Consider the following 16,071-nt stretch of genomic DNA (forward strand, 5'->3'; position numbering starts at 1 on the left):
CGAGTCGTAGCCGATCAGGCGCGTACGTCCCGTTGTTGCACACCCGCAACGGGACGTCGGGTCCGCGTGGCGGGCGGCCGGTGCGACCGGCGGTGCGCCCCGGCGGCCCGCACCTGGTCGCGGCCGAGGCGCTTGGCCTCGTAGAGGGCCCGGTCGGCGGCGGCCAGCAGCCCCTCCAGGGTGTCCTCGGCGACCTCCGGCCACACCGCGGTGCCGATGCTGACGGTGAGGCCGCCCACGGTGCCGCCCGCGCCGTCGTCCACGAGGACCCGGTGGACCTCGGCGCGCACCCGTTCGGCGATGGCCCACGCCTCGTCGGGGCGCACGTCCGGCAGCAGCACGGCGAACTCCTCGCCGCCGAAGCGGCCCACGGAGTCGCCCCGGCGCACGGCGCTCTCCAGGGCCGCGGCTATCCGGCGCAGCACGAGGTCGCCGGTCTGGTGGCCGTGGGTGTCGTTGACGTCCTTGAAGTGGTCGACGTCGATCATGAACAGGCCGACCGCCGCGCCGGGCGGCTGCTGACGGGCGCGCTGGAGCTCCAGGCGGGCCTGGAGGTGCCACGCCTCGGCGTTGAGCAGGCCGGTCTTGGTGTCGGTGCGGGCGGCCAGCTCCAGCTGGTGGATCAGCACGGTGCGGTGCAGGGCGACCGCGGCGACGACCATGGGCAGCGCGAACAGCGGCGACCAGGCGACGGCGAGCGCGACGAACCCGCCCAGGGCCAGCTGGCCGGCCTCCAGCAGGTTGTCCGCGGCGCTGCCCACCGAGTCCTTCACCGAGCGGGGCCGCACGGTCAGCAGGATCACCGCCGCCACCAGGACGGTGTTGACGAGCCACTGGGCGGCGCCCGCGCCGACGAGGCCGACGAGGTCCAGCGCGCTGCCGGGGTCGCCCGCCCGGAGGTGCCCGCGCAGCCCGGTGAGGCCGGCGACGGCGCTCGCGGCGAGCGTGGCCAGCACCATCATCGAGGTGGTGAACACGCACCGGTGCGGCGGTCGGGAGGCGTCCCAGCGGCCGACGACCCACCAGCGGTGCAGGTAGATCAGCACGGTGTGGGCCACGGCGAGCAGGGGCGGCAGCACGAGGGCGCCGGCCACGATCCAGATGCTGCACAGGTCGACGTGCGGCAGGTGGCTGTGGTCGCGGCGGACGCGCTCGATCCAGCGCGAGCAGTGCAGGTGCAGCGCCGCGCAGCCGGCCAGGACGGCGAACGGGGTCCACGAGCCGGCGGGGACGGGCCACGCGGTGGTCGCGGCGACGGCGGCCACCGCCAGCAGTTCCACCGACAGCACGTACGCCAGGGCGCGTCCGGGCAGGGACCATAGCTTCCAGCGTCGATCGCCCGACGACGCCGAACGCGCTCTGCCCATGGTGCCTCACGACCGTCTACCCCGGACCGCCGAAGTGCCCGGACGGACCGTCACAGTAATGGTGACCTGGGCCGATGTCAGCCGCTACCGGGGTGACCCGGAGCACGGGAGGTGATCGCGGTGCGCGACAAGATCTGGTGAAAGCGTTGTCCGCAGATCCGTTCGAGACGGCCGGCGACGCCGCCGCGCACGACGAGACCGAGGGGAGGTGCGCCGCCATGCGCGACAAGATCTGGTGATGCCCGGCAGCGGCCGCAACGATCCGGTACCGACCCGGAGACGGGGGCGCGGGCCGCGGCGCGGGCCGTCACCGCTCCGCGGCCGGCGCGGACACGTCCACGCCGACCAGCCACAACGCGCCCGCCGCCGCCCCGATCCCGCTGAGCACGAGCGTCGCGGGCAGCCCGACGAGGTGGCCGAGCAGCCCGCCGACGAGGGCACCGGCGGGCGCCGTGCCCCACACGGCGGTGCGGATGGTGGCGTTGACCCGCCCGTGCAGCGCGGCGGGCGTGCGCTCGTGGCGCACCGGCACCTGGTGGACGTTGTAGACCTGGAGCGCGAACCACATCAGGGCCACCGCGCCGATCACGAACTGGTCCACCGGCACCAGCGCCTGCCCGCCACCCGCCGCCACGACGGCGACGGCCATCGTCCGGCGGCGGCCCCACCGCCGGCCCAGGCGCGCGGCGAGCAGCGCGCCGAACAGCCCGCCGACCGCGCCGACCGACAGCGTCGCGCCGATCGCGGCGGGTCCCCTGTCCCGGGCCAGGTGCAGCACGACGACGGCGGTGAAGGCGTTGAACCAGAACACGTGCGTGGCGCTGCACAGCGTGACGCGGCGCAGCGCGCGGTCGCCGAACACGGCGGTGACGCCGGCCGCGACCTGCCGGCGCAGCCCGCGTTCGGCGGCACCGGGCCGTTCCTCGACCCGCAGCACCGCGACGGCGACCGCGACCACCAGGAAGCTCAGCGAGTCGACCAGCACCGCGCCCGCCGCGGTGAGCACCCCGGCCAGCCACCCGCCCAGCGCGGGCCCCACGACCTGCCCGGTGGCCTGACCGACCTCCACCGCCCCCTGGGCGCGCGTCAACTGCCCGCGCGGCACCACGGACGGCACCAGGGCCACCCCGGCGACGTCGCCGAACACCGCCAGCGTCCCGGCCCCGAACGCCACCGCGGCCACCAGCGGCACCGACAGCACCCCGGCCAGCGCCGCCCCCGGCACCACCGCCAGCACGACGGCCTGCCCCACCGAGCACCACACCACCACCGCCCGCCGCCGCACCCGGTCCACCCACACCCCGGCGGGCAGCCCGAACACCACCTGCGGCACCCGCCCGCAGGCGGCGACGACGCCCATCTCCCACGGCCCGGCGCCCAGCCCGAGCACGGCGACCAGCGGCACGGCGACCGCGCTCACCTGCGTCCCGACCAGCGACACCGACTGCCCGAGCCACAGCAGCAGGAACCCGCGGTTGCGCCGCAGGGGAGGCACCTCCGCCGGGTGCGGCACCGCTCAGCCGACCGCCGCGGCGGACACGCGGGACCACGCGGCGGTCGCGGCGAGGGCCAGGGCGGCGCCCGCGAGGCCCGCCAGGCCGACGGCGGACGCGACGGAGCCGGTGGCGGTGGCCAGCAGGCCGCCCGCGGCCACGCCGAGGCCCTGGGTGGCGACCAGGCCGCTGCGGGCGAAGCCGAGGGCCTGGCCGCGCTGGTCGTCGGGCACCAGGCGGACGAACGTGGCGCCCGCCGTGACCTGGTAGGCGCTGAACACGCCGCTCAGCGCCAGCAGCGCCAGCGCCGCCACGAGGCCGGGCGCGAAGAGGTAGCCCACCAGCGGCACGGCGGTGGCCACCGCGAGCAGGCCGAGCAGCCGCACGCGCCGCGCCGCGGGCAGCAGCCGCAGCAGCACGGTGCCCAGCACCATCCCGGCGGGGTCGGCGGCCAGCAGCAGCCCCACCCCGGCCGCGCCCGCGCCGACCTCGGCGGAGAACGGCACGGCCAGCCCCTCGGGCACCACGGTGAACAGCGCCAGCCAGCCGATCGCGACCAGCAGCCGCAGCCGCCGGTCGCGCCACACCAGCAGCGCGCCCGCGCGGACCTGGAGGTGCGGCGCGGGCACGGACCCCGGCGCGGGCCGGGCGGCCAGGCCGAAGCGCAGCACCAGCGCCGACAGGGCGAACGTGGCGGCGTCGGCGAGCAGCGCGCCCGACGTGCCCAGCCACGCCACGGCCAGGCCGCCGACGACGAACCCGAGCAGCAGGCCCGCCTGGTGAGTGATCAGGTGCACCGACTGCCCGGCCTCGTAGTGCTCGCCCAGCACGGTCGGCAGCAGCGCGCCCTGCGCGGCGGCGAACGGCGGCTCGGCCAGCTGGGCGGCCACCAGCAGCGCCGCGACCAGCGGCAACGGCACGCCGGGGATCGCCATGAGGGCCAGCAGCGCGGCGCGCACCACGTCGGCCACGACCATCACGGTGCGGCGCGGGAACCGGTCGGCCAGCCCGGTGAGCAGCACGCCCGACACGAACGCCGGCAGCATGGTCAACGCGTAGGTCAGGGCCGTCCACGCGGCCGAGCCGGTGCGCTGGAACACCAGCACCGACAACGCGACCCGGGCGAGCTGGTCGCCGACCGCGGACAGCGCCGCCGCCGACCACAGCACCCGGAACTCCGGCGTCGCGAACGCCGCGCGCACCCCCGTCAACGCACACACCCCCCACGGGTCCGATGAGTTTTCCGGCGAGGTCCCGTCTCAACGTTCGTCCGGCGTGCGACCGGCACGCCACCGTACAAGTCCGGAGGGTCACCATGGACGCGGTACCGGGGATCACGGTCGACTTCACCCGTGAGGTCGAGCGCTACCGCCACGAGCTGCGCGTGCACTGCTACCGGCTGCTCGGCTCGTTCGACGAGGCCGAGGACCTGGTGCAGGAGGCGTTCCTCAAGGCGTGGCGGTCGCGGGACGCGTTCCGGGGCGAGTCGTCGTTCCGGGCGTGGCTGTACCGGATCGCCACCAACGCGTGCCTGGACGCGATCTCGCGCCGCCCGGCGCCCGGCACGACGGAGGCGATGCCGGCGGCGGACGTGCCGTGGCTCCAGCCGTTCCCGGACGCGCTGCTCGACCAGGCGGGGCCGGACGCGGAGGTGGTGGCGCGGGAGACGATCGAGCTGGCGTTCCTGGCCGCGGTGCAGCACCTGCCGGCGAAGCAGCGGGCGGTGCTGGTGCTGCGCGACGTGCTGGGCTGGCGGGCGAGCGAGGCGGCGGCGCTGCTGGACGACACCGTGCCCGCGGTGAACAGCGCGCTGCAACGGGCCAGGGCGACGATGCGCCGGCACCTGCCGCAGCGGCGCGCGGACTGGTCGGGCGAGCCGTCGGCGCGGGAGCGGGAGGTGGTGCGCCGGTTCGTCGAGGCCACCGAGCGCGGCGACATGGAGCTGCTGGCCTCGACGCTGCGCGAGGACGCGACGTGGACCATGCCGCCGCAGCCGGAGTGGCACCGGGGGCGGGACGTGCTGATCGGCATCTGGGCGCCGGCCATGGTGGGCCCGGGGTCGTTCGGCGAGTGGCGGGTCCTGGAGACGCGCGCCAACCGGCAACCCGCGCTGGCGAACTACGTGCGCAAGGCCGGCGGGGAGGTGTTCGAGCCGGCGGCGCTGGACGTGCTGCTGGTGCGCGACGGCGCGGTCGAGCAGGTCGTGACGTTCGGACCGGACCGCTTCCCGCTGTTCGGCCTGCCCGCGTCGCTGTGATGTTCGACGTCCGCGTGGTCGTGGTGGCGGGCGAGCGCCGCTACGACCCGGCCGAGTGGCGCGGCGCGCTCGTGGTGGTCCTCGACGGGGTGCTGGACGTCGACGGCGAGCTGTTCGGACCGGGCGCGGTGCTCGCGCTGACCGGGCTGCGCGCGGGGGTGCTGCGGCAGCACGGCGGGCGGCCCGCCGTGCTGTCCGCCACCACCAGGTCAGCTCCCCGTCAGGACGTGCCGGGCGTGGGCGACGAGTTCGGGGGACGCCGTCTCGGGCGACCCGGAGTCGTAGGGCGGCCGGGGGTCGTACTCGATGACGAGCTGGGTGAACTCGGCCCGCTCGTCGCCCCAGATCAGCCCGGTGAGGGTGAGGGCCATGTCGATGCCGGCGGACACCCCGGCGGCCGTGACGACGGACCCGTCGACCACCACGCGGTCGGTGCTGACGACCGCGCCGAGCTTCGCCAGCTCGTCGCGCAGCGCCCAGTGCGTGGTGGCAGGCCGGCCGTCGAGGATGCCCGCCTGCGCCAGCAGCGTCGACCCCGAGCACACCGACGTCGTCCACGTCGCCGTCGGGTGCACCTTCCGCAGCCACGCGGCGACCACGCCGTCGGCCAGCACCCGCGCCCAGCCGCCCCCGCCGGGCACCACGACCAGGTCGGCCCGGTCCAGCGCGTCGAACGTCGTCGTCGGCACGACCGTCAGGCCCGAGTCGGCGCGCACCGGGTCGAGCGTCTCGGCCACGAAGTGCGCGGTCACGCCCGGTTGCGCGGCCAGCACCTCGTACGGGCCGACCAGGTCCAACGACGTCATGTCCGGGTAGAGCACGAGAGCGAGTTCCACCGCTTCCCCCTGTTCCTAAGCCGCACCGGTGGTGCGGAACCTGTCCCGGTAGCCGCCCGGCGTCACGCCGAGCACCCGCTGGAAGGCCCGGCGCAACGTCTCCGCCGAACCGAAACCGCACCTGCGGGCGACGACGTCCAGCCCCTCGTCGCCCGACTCCAGCACCCCGGCCGCCGCCTCGACCCGCGCCCGCTCCACGTACCGGGCGGGCGGGACGCCGACGCGGTGCGGGAACACCCGCGCGAGGTGCCGGGGGCTCATCGCCGCGCGCCGCGCCATCGACTCGACGGTCCAGGGCGCGGCCGGGTCGTCGGCGATGGCGTCGAGCAGGTCCCGCAGCCCCCGCTCGCGCACCGGCGGCACCCGGGCGCGGACGCTGAACTGCGACTGGCCGCCGGGGCGCTGGAGGAACACCACCATCCAGCGCGCGACCAGCCGGGCGAGCGGCGCGCCGTGGTCCTGCTCGACGAGCGCCAGCGCCAGGTCGATGCCCGCGGTGACCCCGGCGGAGGTGGCCAGCGCGCCGTCGCGCACGAAGATCGCGTCCGGCACCACCCGCACCGACGGGTTCTCGGCGGCCAGCCGGTCGCAGAACGCCCAGTGCGTGGTGGCCCGCGCCCCGTCCAGCAGACCGGCGCCGGCCAGCACGAACGCGCCCGTGCAGACGCTGCCGACCCGGCGCGCCCCGGCCGCCACCCGCCGCAGGTGGCCGCGCAGCTCGGGGTCGGCCGCGGCGTCCTCGAACCCCGTGCCGCCGACCACCAGCACCGTGTCGACGCCCGCCCCGACGTCCCGCAGGTCCTCCGCCTCCATCCGCAGGCCCCCGCTGACGCCGAACCCGCCGCCCACCGCCGCCAGCCGCACCCGGTAGCCGCCGCACACCCTGCCCGCGCCGTCGAACACGTCGACCGGCCCGGCGATGTCGGTCAGCACCGCGCCCTCGTAGCCGACGACCAGCACCTCTCGTTCCACAGCACCACCCTCCCGACCCGCGCCGCCGGCGGCAACGACACGTGACCCTCGATTCCCGCCGCGCTACCGTCGGCCGGTGCTGAGGATCGAGATCGACGGCGGCCCCGCGACCGCGGAGCAGCTCGCGGCCGGCCTGCTGGGCAACTACGGCCACTTCACCGCGATGCAGGTCCGCGACCGCCGCACCAGGGGCCTGGACCTGCACCTGCGCCGCCTCGACGCGGCCAACCGCGAGCTGTACGGGACGGGCCTGGACGGCGAGCGGGTGCGCGGCCTCGTCTCGCGGGCGCTGGGCGACGACGTGCGCGACGCCGCCGTGCGGGTCGTGGTGTTCGGCGTGGGCGCGCCGCGGGTCCTGGTCGCCGTGCGACCGCCGTCCACGCCCCCGGCCGGCCCGCGGCGGCTGCTGCCCGTCGACTACACCCGGCCGCTGCCGCACGTGAAGCACCTCGGCGGGTTCGGCCAGCTCCACCACGGCAACGTCGCCGAACGCGCCGGGTACGACGACGCCCTGCTCACCACGCGCGACGGCGTCGTCGTCGAGGGCGCCATCGCCAACATCGCGTTCCTCGACGCCGACGGCGGCACCGCCTGGGCGCAGGCCGACTGGCTGCACGGCATCACCATGCAGCTGCTCGAACGCGTCCTGCCCTCGCGCCGCGAGGTCGTGCGGCTGGCCGACGTGCCCCGCTACCGGGGCGCGTTCCTGACCAACTCCATCGGCGTGGTCGCCGTGTCGGCGATCGGCGACACCGAGCTGGCCGTGGACGAGGCCGCGATGACCCGCGTCCGGGCCGCCTACGACGCCGTGCCCGCCGACCCGTTCGACTAGGCGACGCCCCCGCCCGGCGGTGCCCGCCTAGACCGCGGGCGGCCGGTCCTCGTACGGGGTGGAGAGCACCACGGTCGTGCGGGTGGAGACGTTCGCGGCCTCCCGGACCTGCCGCAGCAGCTCCTCCAGGGCCTTCGGCGACGCCACCCGCACCCGCAGCACGTAGGAGGCGTCGCCCGCCACCGAGTAGCACGCCTCGATCTGCGGCAGGTGCTCCACGCGCTTGGGGTAGTCGTCCGGGGCCGCCGGGTCGATCGGGGTGAGCGAGATGAACGCCGTCAGCGGCAGCCCCACCTCGTCGCCGTCCAACCGCGCCGCGTACCCGCGCACCACGCCCCGCTGCTCCAGCCGCCGCACCCGCTGGTGCACGGCCGACACGCTCAGCCCCACCCGCTCGGCGAGGTCGGTGAAGCTGCACCGGCCGTCCGCGGCCAGCTCGCGCAGGATCGCCCGGTCGATCGGCTCCAGGTTCGTCACGCCGGCAGCACCACCAGCTCGTGCGGGCGGGTGTTGACGCTCTCCGCGCCGTCCTCGGTGACGACCACGATGTCCTCGATCCGCGCGCCCCACCGGCCCGGCAGGTAGATGCCCGGTTCGACGCTGAACGCCATGCCCGGCTCCAGCGGCAGGTCGTTGCCGCCCACCACGTACGGCTCCTCGTGCACGTCCAACCCGATGCCGTGCCCGGTGCGGTGCACGAAGTACTCGCCGAAGCCGGCGTCCGCGATGACCTCGCGCGCCGCCGCGTCGACCGCCTCGCACGCCACGCCCGGCCGCACCGCGTCCACGGCCGCCGCCTGCGCGGCCTGGAGCACCGCGTAGGTGCGCGACACGTCGTCGTGGCGCGGCTCGCCCAGCACGTAGGTGCGGGTGGAGTCGGAGCAGTAGCCCTCCGCCACCGGTCCGCCGATGTCGACCACGACCACGTCCCCGGCCTCGATCACCCGGTCGGACAGGTCGTGGTGCGGCGAGGCGCCGTTCGGGCCCGAGCCGACGATGACGAACTCCGCCACCGCGTGCCCCTCGGCCACGATCGCCTCGGCGATGTCCGCGCCCACCTCGCGCTCGGTGCGGCCCGCCCGCAGCCACTCCGCCATCCGCGCGTGCACCCGGTCGATCGCCGCGCCCGCCTTGCGCAGCGCGGCCACCTCGGTGGCGTCCTTGCGCATCCGCAGCTCCCGCAGGACCGGCCCGGCCAGCACCTGCTCGCCGCCGAGGACGTCGCGCAGCCGCAGCGCGTGCAGGGCGGGCGTCATGTCCGACACGGCGTGCCGGCCGCCCGCGAGCGCCCGGGCGACCAGCGCGTACGGGTCCTCCCCGTCCACCCAGGTCGCGACCTCGACGCCGAGGGCGTCCGTCGGCACGCCCGCGTAGCCGGGGTGCTCCAGCTTCGGCACCACCAGCAGCGGCGTGCCGCCGACCGGCACCACGAGGCACGTCAACCGCTCGAACGACGACCCGCCCGCGCCGATGAGGTAGCGCAGGTCCGAGCCGGGCGTGACGAGCAGCCCGTCCAGGCCGGCGGTGGAGGCCGCGGCGGTGGCCCGGTCGAGTCGCGCGCGCAACGCGTCCACGTCGACGGGCCCAACTTGGGTCGACATGCGGGTGAGCCTAGTCGCGGTGGGCCGGGCGGGCCTCACCCCGACCGGCGGGTGTCGCGCGTCCCGGAACACGACCCGACCCCGGCGCTCCCGCGGGCGGCCCCCGCCCGACCCGACCTGTCGGTGCCCTCTGGCAAGCTCTGCGGCGTGAGCACCCCGCTGGTCCTGATGGACGCCGCGAGCCTGTACTTCCGGGCGTTCTACGCGCTGCCCGAGTCGATGACCGCCCCGGACGGCACCCCGGTGAACGCGGTGCGCGGGTTCGTCGACACCATCGCCAAGGTCGTCACCGACCGGAAGGCGAGCCGCCTGGTCGCGTGCCTGGACGCCGACTGGCGGCCGGAGTTCCGCGTCGCCGCCCTGCCGTCGTACAAGGCCCACCGCGTCGCCGAGGGCGGCGCGGACGGCGAGGAGGACGTGCCGGACACCCTCACCCCGCAGGTCCCGATCATCCTCGACGTGCTCGACGCGGTCGGCATCGCCACCGCCGAGGCCGCCGGCTACGAGGCCGACGACGTGATCGGCACCCTCGCCGCCCGGGAGACCGCCGACCCGGTCGAGGTGATCACCGGCGACCGCGACCTGTTCCAGGTCGTGCGCGACACCCCCACCCCCGTGCGCGTGCTCTACCTCGGCCGCGGCTGGGCGAAGGCCGAGCTCCTCGGCCCGGAGGAGCTGGCCGCCAAGTACGCCCTGCCCGTCCACGACGCCGGCGCCGCGTACGCCGGGATGGCCGTGCTGCGCGGCGACCCGTCCGACGGCCTGCCGGGCGTCGCGGGCATCGGCGAGAAGACCGCCGCGAAGCTCATCAGCGAGTTCGGCTCCCTGCGCGCCGTCCTGGACGCCGTCCACGACGGCCGGGACCGCAAGCTCACCACCCGCGCCCGCACCGCCCTGCTCAACGCCCAGGACTACCTCGCGGTCGCGCCGACCGTCGTCGACGTGGCCACCGACGCGCCCGTCACCGTCGACCGCGACGACGCCGTGCCCGCCGCGCCCGTCGACCCCGAACGCGTGGCGGAGCTGACGAAGCGCTGGGGCCTGGGCAGCTCCCTGCCGCGCCTGCTGACCGCCCTGGAACGCCGCTGAACGGCGCCCGCCGGCCCACCGGGCTCAGAGGCCCACCGGGCTCAGAGGCCCACCGGGCTCAGAAGTACGTCCCGCTCCACGGCACCTCGTCCACCCCGAACACCGCGTCCGCCCGGACCGCCGCCCCCGGCGTCCCCACGACCAGGCGACGGGTGCCGGCCAACGCCCGGAAGCTCACGTCACCCAGGTACACCGAGGCCAGCGCGTCCACGTCCAGCGTCACGTCGGCGGCCTCCCCCGTCCTGACCACGCCCTCCGCCGACACCCGGTACGACCCCGAGTTCTCCGGCAGGTACGCGTCGCGCACCCCCACCACGACCGGCGGCGCGTCGCGGTACGCGCGCGCCGCCAACGCGGCCGGCACGTCCAGCAGGCGCAACCAGCTCTCGTCCTCCAGGTCGACCACCCGGCACGCGCGCCGGTCGCCCAGCAGCCACTCCACCGGCTCGTCCACCGGCCGGCCGAACGCGACCACCTCGCGCACCAGGTCGACCCCCAGCACGAACAACCACAGGTCGGCCCACGCCTCCGCCGACCCCGCCCACAGGTCCAGCACGGAGAGCGAGGTCGGCTTCTCGTCCGACGCCTCGTGCACCCCGGGCGTCACCTTGTAGATCACGTACCCGTCGTCCACACCCCCGGACGACCGCACCGCGACCCGCAGGTTCTCCTCGTCCGCCGTGCGCCGCACGTTCAACGCCCACCACCCGGGCCACCGGGCGATCGTCCCCGCCCGCCGCGGCGACAACCCGGCGAACAGCTCCCGCGCGACCCGCTCCCCCTCCTCGGCCCCGACCAGCCGCACCCGCCCCGCGACCCGCGACCGGGGCGCGGCACGACGGCGGTCGACCTTCAGCAGCTTGTAGCGCGACGCCACCCCGTACCCGTAGCGCCCGTAGATCTCGGTCTCCGACGCCCGCAGGCTCGCCACCACGTCACCCGCCGACCGCAACGCCGACAACTGCGCCCGCTGGAGCGCGTTGAGCACCCCGCGCCGCGTCCAGTCCGCCCGCACACCCACCCGCGACACCGCCGCGTGCGGCACCACCGCGCCACCCGGCACGGCCATCGCGGACGGGAACGACTGCACCGTCCCGATCATCTCGCCCTCGGCGAACGCCCCCAGCGCCCGCCCCGCGTCGTACGACTCCCGCGCGAACTCCCACTGCTCGTCGGGCGCCGGCCCGTGGTGCAGCGTGCCCCGGAACAAGGTGTGCGCGGTCCGGTACTGCGAGTCGTCGAGGACCCGGACGTCGTGGTCTGTCACCCCCGCATGATCCCCCGAGATCGCAAGCCCCGCTAACGAGTTTCCCCCCGCAGACGACTGTGGCCACCCCCGGCGAGGAGGTGGCCACGAAGCGTCACGACGAGGCTCAGCCGGCGGGCTGACCCACCTCGTACTCACCGTCGTCGGTCTTCACCGTGATCTTCACCGTCTTGTCCTTGCCGCCGACCTTCACCGTGCACTCGAAGGTCGTGTTCGGCTTGACCTCGCGGTCCGCCGGGCAGGTCGCGCTCTCCACGTCGGAGATCTTGTAGTCGTCCTTGAGGATGCGCACCACACCCGACTGCACCGACGCGTTGTCGAACACCTTCTTCTTGAAGAAGCCCGGCGTCACGAACCCGGTGATGCCCACGGCCGCCACCACCAGCACGACCAGCGCCACCACGACCCACAGCACCGCGCCGTTCGACTTCTTCGGCGGCTGCTGACCGTACTGACCCGGCTGCCCGTAACCCGGCTGCCCGTACCCGGGCTGCCCGTACTGACCGGGCTGACCGTACTGGTCCGGCTGGCCGTACTGACCCGGCTGACCGGGCTGCCCCGGCTGCCCGTACCCGGGCTGACCCGGCTGCCCCTGCTGCGGCTGGCCGTACGGGTTGGACTGCGGGTTCGGGTCGTACCCACCCGGGAACTGCTGCGTGTACGGCTGCTGCTGGGGCTGCTGCCCCCACTGCTGCTGCTGCTGCTGCGACGGGTCCGGCTGCCCGTAGGGGTTGGGCTGCTGAGCGGGGAAACCACCCGACGGCGTGCCGGGGTACCCACCACCGTAGGGCTGCTGCTGCTGGCCCCACTGCTGCGGGTCGTTCCCTCCGGACGGTCCGTACGGACTGGTCATGCTCGGCCTCCGACGGTCGGTCTGGACAAAGTGTTCAAGGCTTGCGGGCGCGATCAAACCACAGGAGCGCAGGCGAGACCCACGCACCCCGCAAAGCTTTGTCAAACGGTGGCCATCGCCACCACCCCGCGACGCAGCGCGTCCACCGCCTTCCGGGCAGCCGCCCCCACCGGGTCACCACCGCCGACCACGTCGCGGATCTGGTCCAGGAAGTCGATCACCTGCCGGCACCAGCGCACGAAATCACCCGCGCCCAGCTCGTTGCCGTTCTCCTCCGCCGACGACAGCACCTTCTCCAACGACTCGCCGCGCGCCCACCGGTACACCGGCCACGCGAACCCCGGATCGGGCTGACGCGTCCGGTCCAACCGGTGACGCCGCTCGTCGTCCTCCAACTCCGCCCACAACCGCGCCGTCGCCATCAACGCGTCCGACACCTTCCCCGGCGGCAACCGCGTCTCCATCGGCCCGTCCCGACGCGCCTCGTACACCAGCGCCGACACCACCGCCGCCAGCTCCGCCGGCTCCAACCCCCGCCACACCCGGTGCCGCAGGCACTCCGCCGCCAACAGGTCCGACTCGCTGTAGAGCCGCGTCAACCGCATCCCGTGCTCGGTGACCTCCTCACCCGGCCCGCTCTCCTCCGCGTGCAGGTAACCCCGCTCGCGCAGCAACGCCCGGATGCGGTCGAACTCCCGCGCCAACGAGTGCGTCGTCGCCGCGACCTTGCGCTCCAACTGCTCCGTCTCCGCCAACAACCGGTGGTACCGCTCACCCCACCGGGCGTGGTCCTCGCGCTTCTCGCACCCGTGGCACGGGTGCGCGCGCAACGCACGGCGCAACGTCGCCAACTCCGCGTCGTCGTCCGCGTTCGAACGCCGCTTGCGCACCGCCGGCGCCACGATCCCCGTGCTCCGCAACGACGACGCCAGATCACGCCGCGACCTCGGCGACCGCGTGTCCACCTGCTTCGGCAGCTTCAGCCGACCCAGCACCTCCACCGGCACCGGGAAGTCCGCCGACGACAGCCGACCCGCCCACCGGTCCTCCGTCACCACGAACGGCCGCGCCTCGCCCAACGGCTCCAACCCCGGGTCGACCACCACCGCCAACCCCGACCGCCGCCCCGACGGCACCGCGATCACGTCACCCTTGCGCAACCGCTCCAGCGACGCCGCCGTCTCCGCCCGCTTCGTCGACGAGTTCTGCCGCGCCAGCGCCTTCTCCCGGTCCGCCACCCGCCGCCGCAGCGACGCGTACTCCGCGAAGTCGCCCAGGTGGCACGTCATCGCCTCCGCGTACCCGCCCAACGCCTCCCGGTTGCGCTCGATCCGCCGCGCCGACCCCACCACCGACCGGTCCGCCTGGAACTGCGCGAACGACTGCTCCAGCAGGTCCCGCGCCGACGCCGCGCCCAACTGGTGCACCAGGTTGACCGCCATGTTGTAACCCGGCCGGAACGACGAGCGCAGCGGGTACGTGCGCGTCGACGCCAGGCCCGCCACCGCCTTCGGGTCCACCCCCGGCTGCCACACCACGACCGCGTGGCCCTCCACGTCGATGCCCCGCCGCCCCGCACGGCCCGTGAGCTGCGTGTACTCACCGGGCGTCAGGTCGACGTGCGCCTCGCCGTTGTACTTGACCAGCTTCTCCAGCACGACCGTCCGCGCCGGCATGTTGATGCCCAGCGCCAGCGTCTCGGTCGCGAACACCACCTTCACCAGACCGCGGACGAACAGCTCCTCCACCGTCTCCTTGAACGCCGGCAGCAGCCCCGCGTGGTGGCTCGCGATGCCCCGCTCCAGCGCCTCCCGCCACTCCCAGTACCCCAGCACCATCAGGTCGCCCTGCGGCAGGTCCTTCGTCTTCTCCTCGATGATGTCGCGGATCAGCTCCACCTCGTCGGCCGAGTTCAACCGCAGACCGGAGCGCACGCACTGCTGCACCGCCGCGTCGCAGCCCGCCCGGCTGAACACGAAGTCGATCGCCGGCAGCAGCCCCGCGCCGTCCAACCGCTGCACGATGTCCACCCGCGACGGCGGCTTGAACCCCGTCGACCTCGGCCGACCGCTCCGCTCCTTGTTGCCGCGCCCCCGGCTCCACGGCACGTGGTAGCGCTGGAGGTCCTCGGTGTGCCGCAGCAGCTGCGGGTTGATCCGGTTGTGCCCGTCCGGGCCGTCGCCCGCGAACAGGTCCAGCATCCGGCCACCGGCCATCATGTGCTGCCACAGCGGCACCGGCCGGTGCTCGTCGACCACGACCGTCGTGTCACCGCGCACCTCGACCAGCCACTCGCCGAACTCCTCGGCGTTGCTGACCGTCGCCGACAGGCCCACCAGGCGCACCGACTCGGGCAGGTGCAGGATGACCTCCTCCCACACCGGGCCGCGGAACCGGTCGGCCAGGTAGTGGATCTCGTCCATCACCACGTAGGCGAGGCTGTTCAGCGTCGAGGAGCCCGCGTACAGCATGTTGCGCAGCACCTCGGTGGTCATGACCACGACCGGCGCGTCCCCGTTGACCGAGGTGTCGCCGGTGAGCAGGCCGACCTTGCTCGCGCCGTAGCGGGCGACCAGGTCGGCGTACTTCTGGTTCGACAGCGCCTTGATCGGCGTCGTGTAGAAGCACTTGCGGCCCTCGGAGAGGGCCAGGTGCACGGCGAACTCGCCGACGATCGTCTTGCCGGCACCGGTGGGGGCGCACACCAGCACGCCGTGGCCGTCCTCCAGCGCCTCGCAGGCGCGCTCCTGGAACGGGTCGAGCTCGAACGAGATCACCGAGAGGAAGTCGGTCAGCTTGGGCCGGGAACTGCGACGGCGGAAGTCCGCGTACGAGTCGGCCGGGGACCGCGGAGCGCTTGACACCTCTCCAGGCTGTCACATCGGACCGACAAAATCGCTTCAGATCCGGCGCGGCCCGCCGAGCGGTGCATTCGGGTGACACTGAAGTAATAGGGACCACCGGTACCGATCCTGCGGCACACTCGGGCACGTGGCGGTGATTCCTCTGGCGGACGGCGACCTCCGGTGGGTGTTCCCCCACCTGGCGGACGTCGAGGCGGTCCTCGACGTCCTGACCGGCGCATCGGCGCTGGTCGAACGGCTGGGCGCCCACCTGGGCAGACCCGGCACGCTCGCGTTCGACCACCTGCCGGGCGCGCCCTACGCGGGCATGTCGGGCGTCGTGCGCACCGACGAGGTGACCTTCGAGGTGCGCCTGCTGGTACCGCGGGACCCGCACGACCGGGTGCTCCGGGCACCGCCGCCGTGGCAGGTCACGGGTGAGGTCTCGGTGCGCTGCGACTCCGTCCGCGACTGCGGCAGGCACGAGATCGAGACGGTCGAGGCGGAGTGCGCGACCCCGGCGGACACGGCCAAGGGGGTGTTGTCGGTCGCCGAGTGGCTGCTGGAGCGCGGCACCGCCGTGCCGCCGACGGCCTGGCGCGAGCGGGACGTGCTCAGCCGGCACCGCTGACCGCGGGGCCGCGGCCACCGGCGGTCGGCA

The 16,071-nt window shown here is 74.8% G+C and carries 15 protein-coding genes; 4 read left to right on the plus strand and 11 right to left on the minus strand.

The window, feature by feature from the left end; genetic code table 11:
• Nucleotides 1-14: 14 nt before the first annotated feature.
• The 3 genes from ACRAKJ_RS28915 to ACRAKJ_RS28925 all read right to left on the minus strand — a co-directional run bounded on the left by ACRAKJ_RS28915 (nt 15) and on the right by ACRAKJ_RS28925 (nt 4,071).
• Nucleotides 15-1,367 (minus strand): diguanylate cyclase, encoded by a 1,353-nt coding sequence (locus ACRAKJ_RS28915; RefSeq protein WP_438920585.1) that lies wholly within the window; start codon nt 1,365-1,367, stop codon nt 15-17.
• A 307-nt stretch (nt 1,368-1,674) separates the two neighbouring features.
• A complete protein-coding gene (locus ACRAKJ_RS28920; protein ID WP_438920584.1) occupies nt 1,675-2,862 on the minus strand; it encodes an MFS transporter in 1,188 nt (395 codons plus the stop codon).
• A 21-nt stretch (nt 2,863-2,883) separates the two neighbouring features.
• Nucleotides 2,884-4,071, minus strand: a complete 1,188-nt coding sequence (locus ACRAKJ_RS28925; RefSeq protein ID WP_438920583.1) for an MFS transporter — start codon at nt 4,069-4,071, stop codon at nt 2,884-2,886.
• Between the two features lie 104 nt (nt 4,072-4,175).
• On the opposite strand from ACRAKJ_RS28925, the gene ACRAKJ_RS28930 reads away from it, so the two are divergent.
• Complete coding sequence (locus tag ACRAKJ_RS28930; protein ID WP_438920582.1) at nt 4,176-5,117, plus strand: RNA polymerase subunit sigma-70; 942 nt, start codon at nt 4,176-4,178, stop codon at nt 5,115-5,117.
• Between the two features lie 40 nt (nt 5,118-5,157).
• Here the strand turns inward: ACRAKJ_RS28930 and ACRAKJ_RS28935 are convergent, their stop codons facing one another.
• The 3 genes from ACRAKJ_RS28935 to ACRAKJ_RS28945 are packed head-to-tail and all read right to left on the minus strand — an operon-like array spanning nt 5,158 to nt 6,925.
• Nucleotides 5,158-5,322, minus strand: coding sequence for a hypothetical protein (locus tag ACRAKJ_RS28935; protein ID WP_438920581.1), 165 nt, complete (start codon nt 5,320-5,322; stop codon nt 5,158-5,160).
• A gap of 4 nt (nt 5,323-5,326) precedes the next feature.
• Nucleotides 5,327-5,953 carry a DJ-1/PfpI family protein gene (locus tag ACRAKJ_RS28940; RefSeq protein WP_438920580.1) on the minus strand — a complete coding sequence of 209 codons (627 nt, stop codon included), beginning with the start codon at nt 5,951-5,953 and terminating at the stop codon, nt 5,327-5,329.
• 15 nt (nt 5,954-5,968) lie between these two features.
• Entirely contained in the window at nt 5,969-6,925 is a 957-nt protein-coding gene (locus ACRAKJ_RS28945; protein WP_438920579.1) for a DJ-1/PfpI family protein, read from the minus strand.
• Between the two features lie 76 nt (nt 6,926-7,001).
• On the opposite strand from ACRAKJ_RS28945, the gene ACRAKJ_RS28950 reads away from it, so the two are divergent.
• A complete protein-coding gene (locus tag ACRAKJ_RS28950) occupies nt 7,002-7,757 on the plus strand; it encodes an aminotransferase class IV (protein ID WP_438920578.1) in 756 nt (251 codons plus the stop codon).
• 27 nt (nt 7,758-7,784) lie between these two features.
• Here ACRAKJ_RS28950 and ACRAKJ_RS28955 read toward each other — a convergent pair whose 3' ends face one another.
• Both ACRAKJ_RS28955 and ACRAKJ_RS28960 read right to left on the minus strand, forming a co-directional pair.
• Nucleotides 7,785-8,234 carry a winged helix-turn-helix transcriptional regulator gene (locus ACRAKJ_RS28955; protein WP_438920577.1) on the minus strand — a complete coding sequence of 150 codons (450 nt, stop codon included), beginning with the start codon at nt 8,232-8,234 and terminating at the stop codon, nt 7,785-7,787.
• Nucleotides 8,231-9,358 carry a M24 family metallopeptidase gene (locus ACRAKJ_RS28960; RefSeq protein WP_438920576.1) on the minus strand — a complete coding sequence of 376 codons (1,128 nt, stop codon included), beginning with the start codon at nt 9,356-9,358 and terminating at the stop codon, nt 8,231-8,233. Before ACRAKJ_RS28960 ends, ACRAKJ_RS28955 begins: the two co-directional genes overlap by 4 nt.
• A gap of 168 nt (nt 9,359-9,526) precedes the next feature.
• Here ACRAKJ_RS28960 and ACRAKJ_RS28965 point away from each other — a divergent pair, with 168 nt between their 5' ends.
• A complete protein-coding gene (locus tag ACRAKJ_RS28965) occupies nt 9,527-10,447 on the plus strand; it encodes a 5'-3' exonuclease H3TH domain-containing protein (protein ID WP_438920594.1) in 921 nt (306 codons plus the stop codon).
• 58 nt (nt 10,448-10,505) lie between these two features.
• Here ACRAKJ_RS28965 and ACRAKJ_RS28970 read toward each other — a convergent pair whose 3' ends face one another.
• The 3 genes from ACRAKJ_RS28970 to ACRAKJ_RS28980 all read right to left on the minus strand — a co-directional run bounded on the left by ACRAKJ_RS28970 (nt 10,506) and on the right by ACRAKJ_RS28980 (nt 15,431).
• Nucleotides 10,506-11,714: a GNAT family N-acetyltransferase gene (locus tag ACRAKJ_RS28970; protein WP_438920575.1), complete on the minus strand. Its 1,209-nt coding sequence runs from the start codon at nt 11,712-11,714 to the stop codon at nt 10,506-10,508.
• A 106-nt stretch (nt 11,715-11,820) separates the two neighbouring features.
• A complete protein-coding gene (locus ACRAKJ_RS28975) occupies nt 11,821-12,567 on the minus strand; it encodes a DUF4333 domain-containing protein (RefSeq protein ID WP_438920574.1) in 747 nt (248 codons plus the stop codon).
• A 101-nt stretch (nt 12,568-12,668) separates the two neighbouring features.
• Nucleotides 12,669-15,431: a DEAD/DEAH box helicase gene (locus ACRAKJ_RS28980; protein ID WP_438920573.1), complete on the minus strand. Its 2,763-nt coding sequence runs from the start codon at nt 15,429-15,431 to the stop codon at nt 12,669-12,671.
• A 127-nt stretch (nt 15,432-15,558) separates the two neighbouring features.
• Here ACRAKJ_RS28980 and ACRAKJ_RS28985 point away from each other — a divergent pair, with 127 nt between their 5' ends.
• A complete protein-coding gene (locus ACRAKJ_RS28985) occupies nt 15,559-16,041 on the plus strand; it encodes a hypothetical protein (RefSeq protein ID WP_438920572.1) in 483 nt (160 codons plus the stop codon).
• Nucleotides 16,042-16,071: the final 30 nt, after the last annotated feature.

This window comes from Saccharothrix sp. DSM 118769 (assembly GCF_052936295.1).

Bases quoted from the DNA above. Each gene is read 5' to 3' on its own strand.
- ACRAKJ_RS28965 (WP_438920594.1), top strand. From the start codon at position 9,527: ATGGACGCCGCGAGCCTGTACTTCCGGGCGTTCTACGCGCTGCCCGAG.
- ACRAKJ_RS28960 (WP_438920576.1), bottom strand. From the start codon at position 9,358: ATGTCGACCCAAGTTGGGCCCGTCGACGTGGACGCGTTGCGCGCGCGA.
- ACRAKJ_RS28915 (WP_438920585.1), bottom strand. From the start codon at position 1,367: ATGGGCAGAGCGCGTTCGGCGTCGTCGGGCGATCGACGCTGGAAGCTA.
- ACRAKJ_RS28930 (WP_438920582.1), top strand. From the start codon at position 4,176: ATGGACGCGGTACCGGGGATCACGGTCGACTTCACCCGTGAGGTCGAG.
- ACRAKJ_RS28975 (WP_438920574.1), bottom strand. From the start codon at position 12,567: ATGACCAGTCCGTACGGACCGTCCGGAGGGAACGACCCGCAGCAGTGG.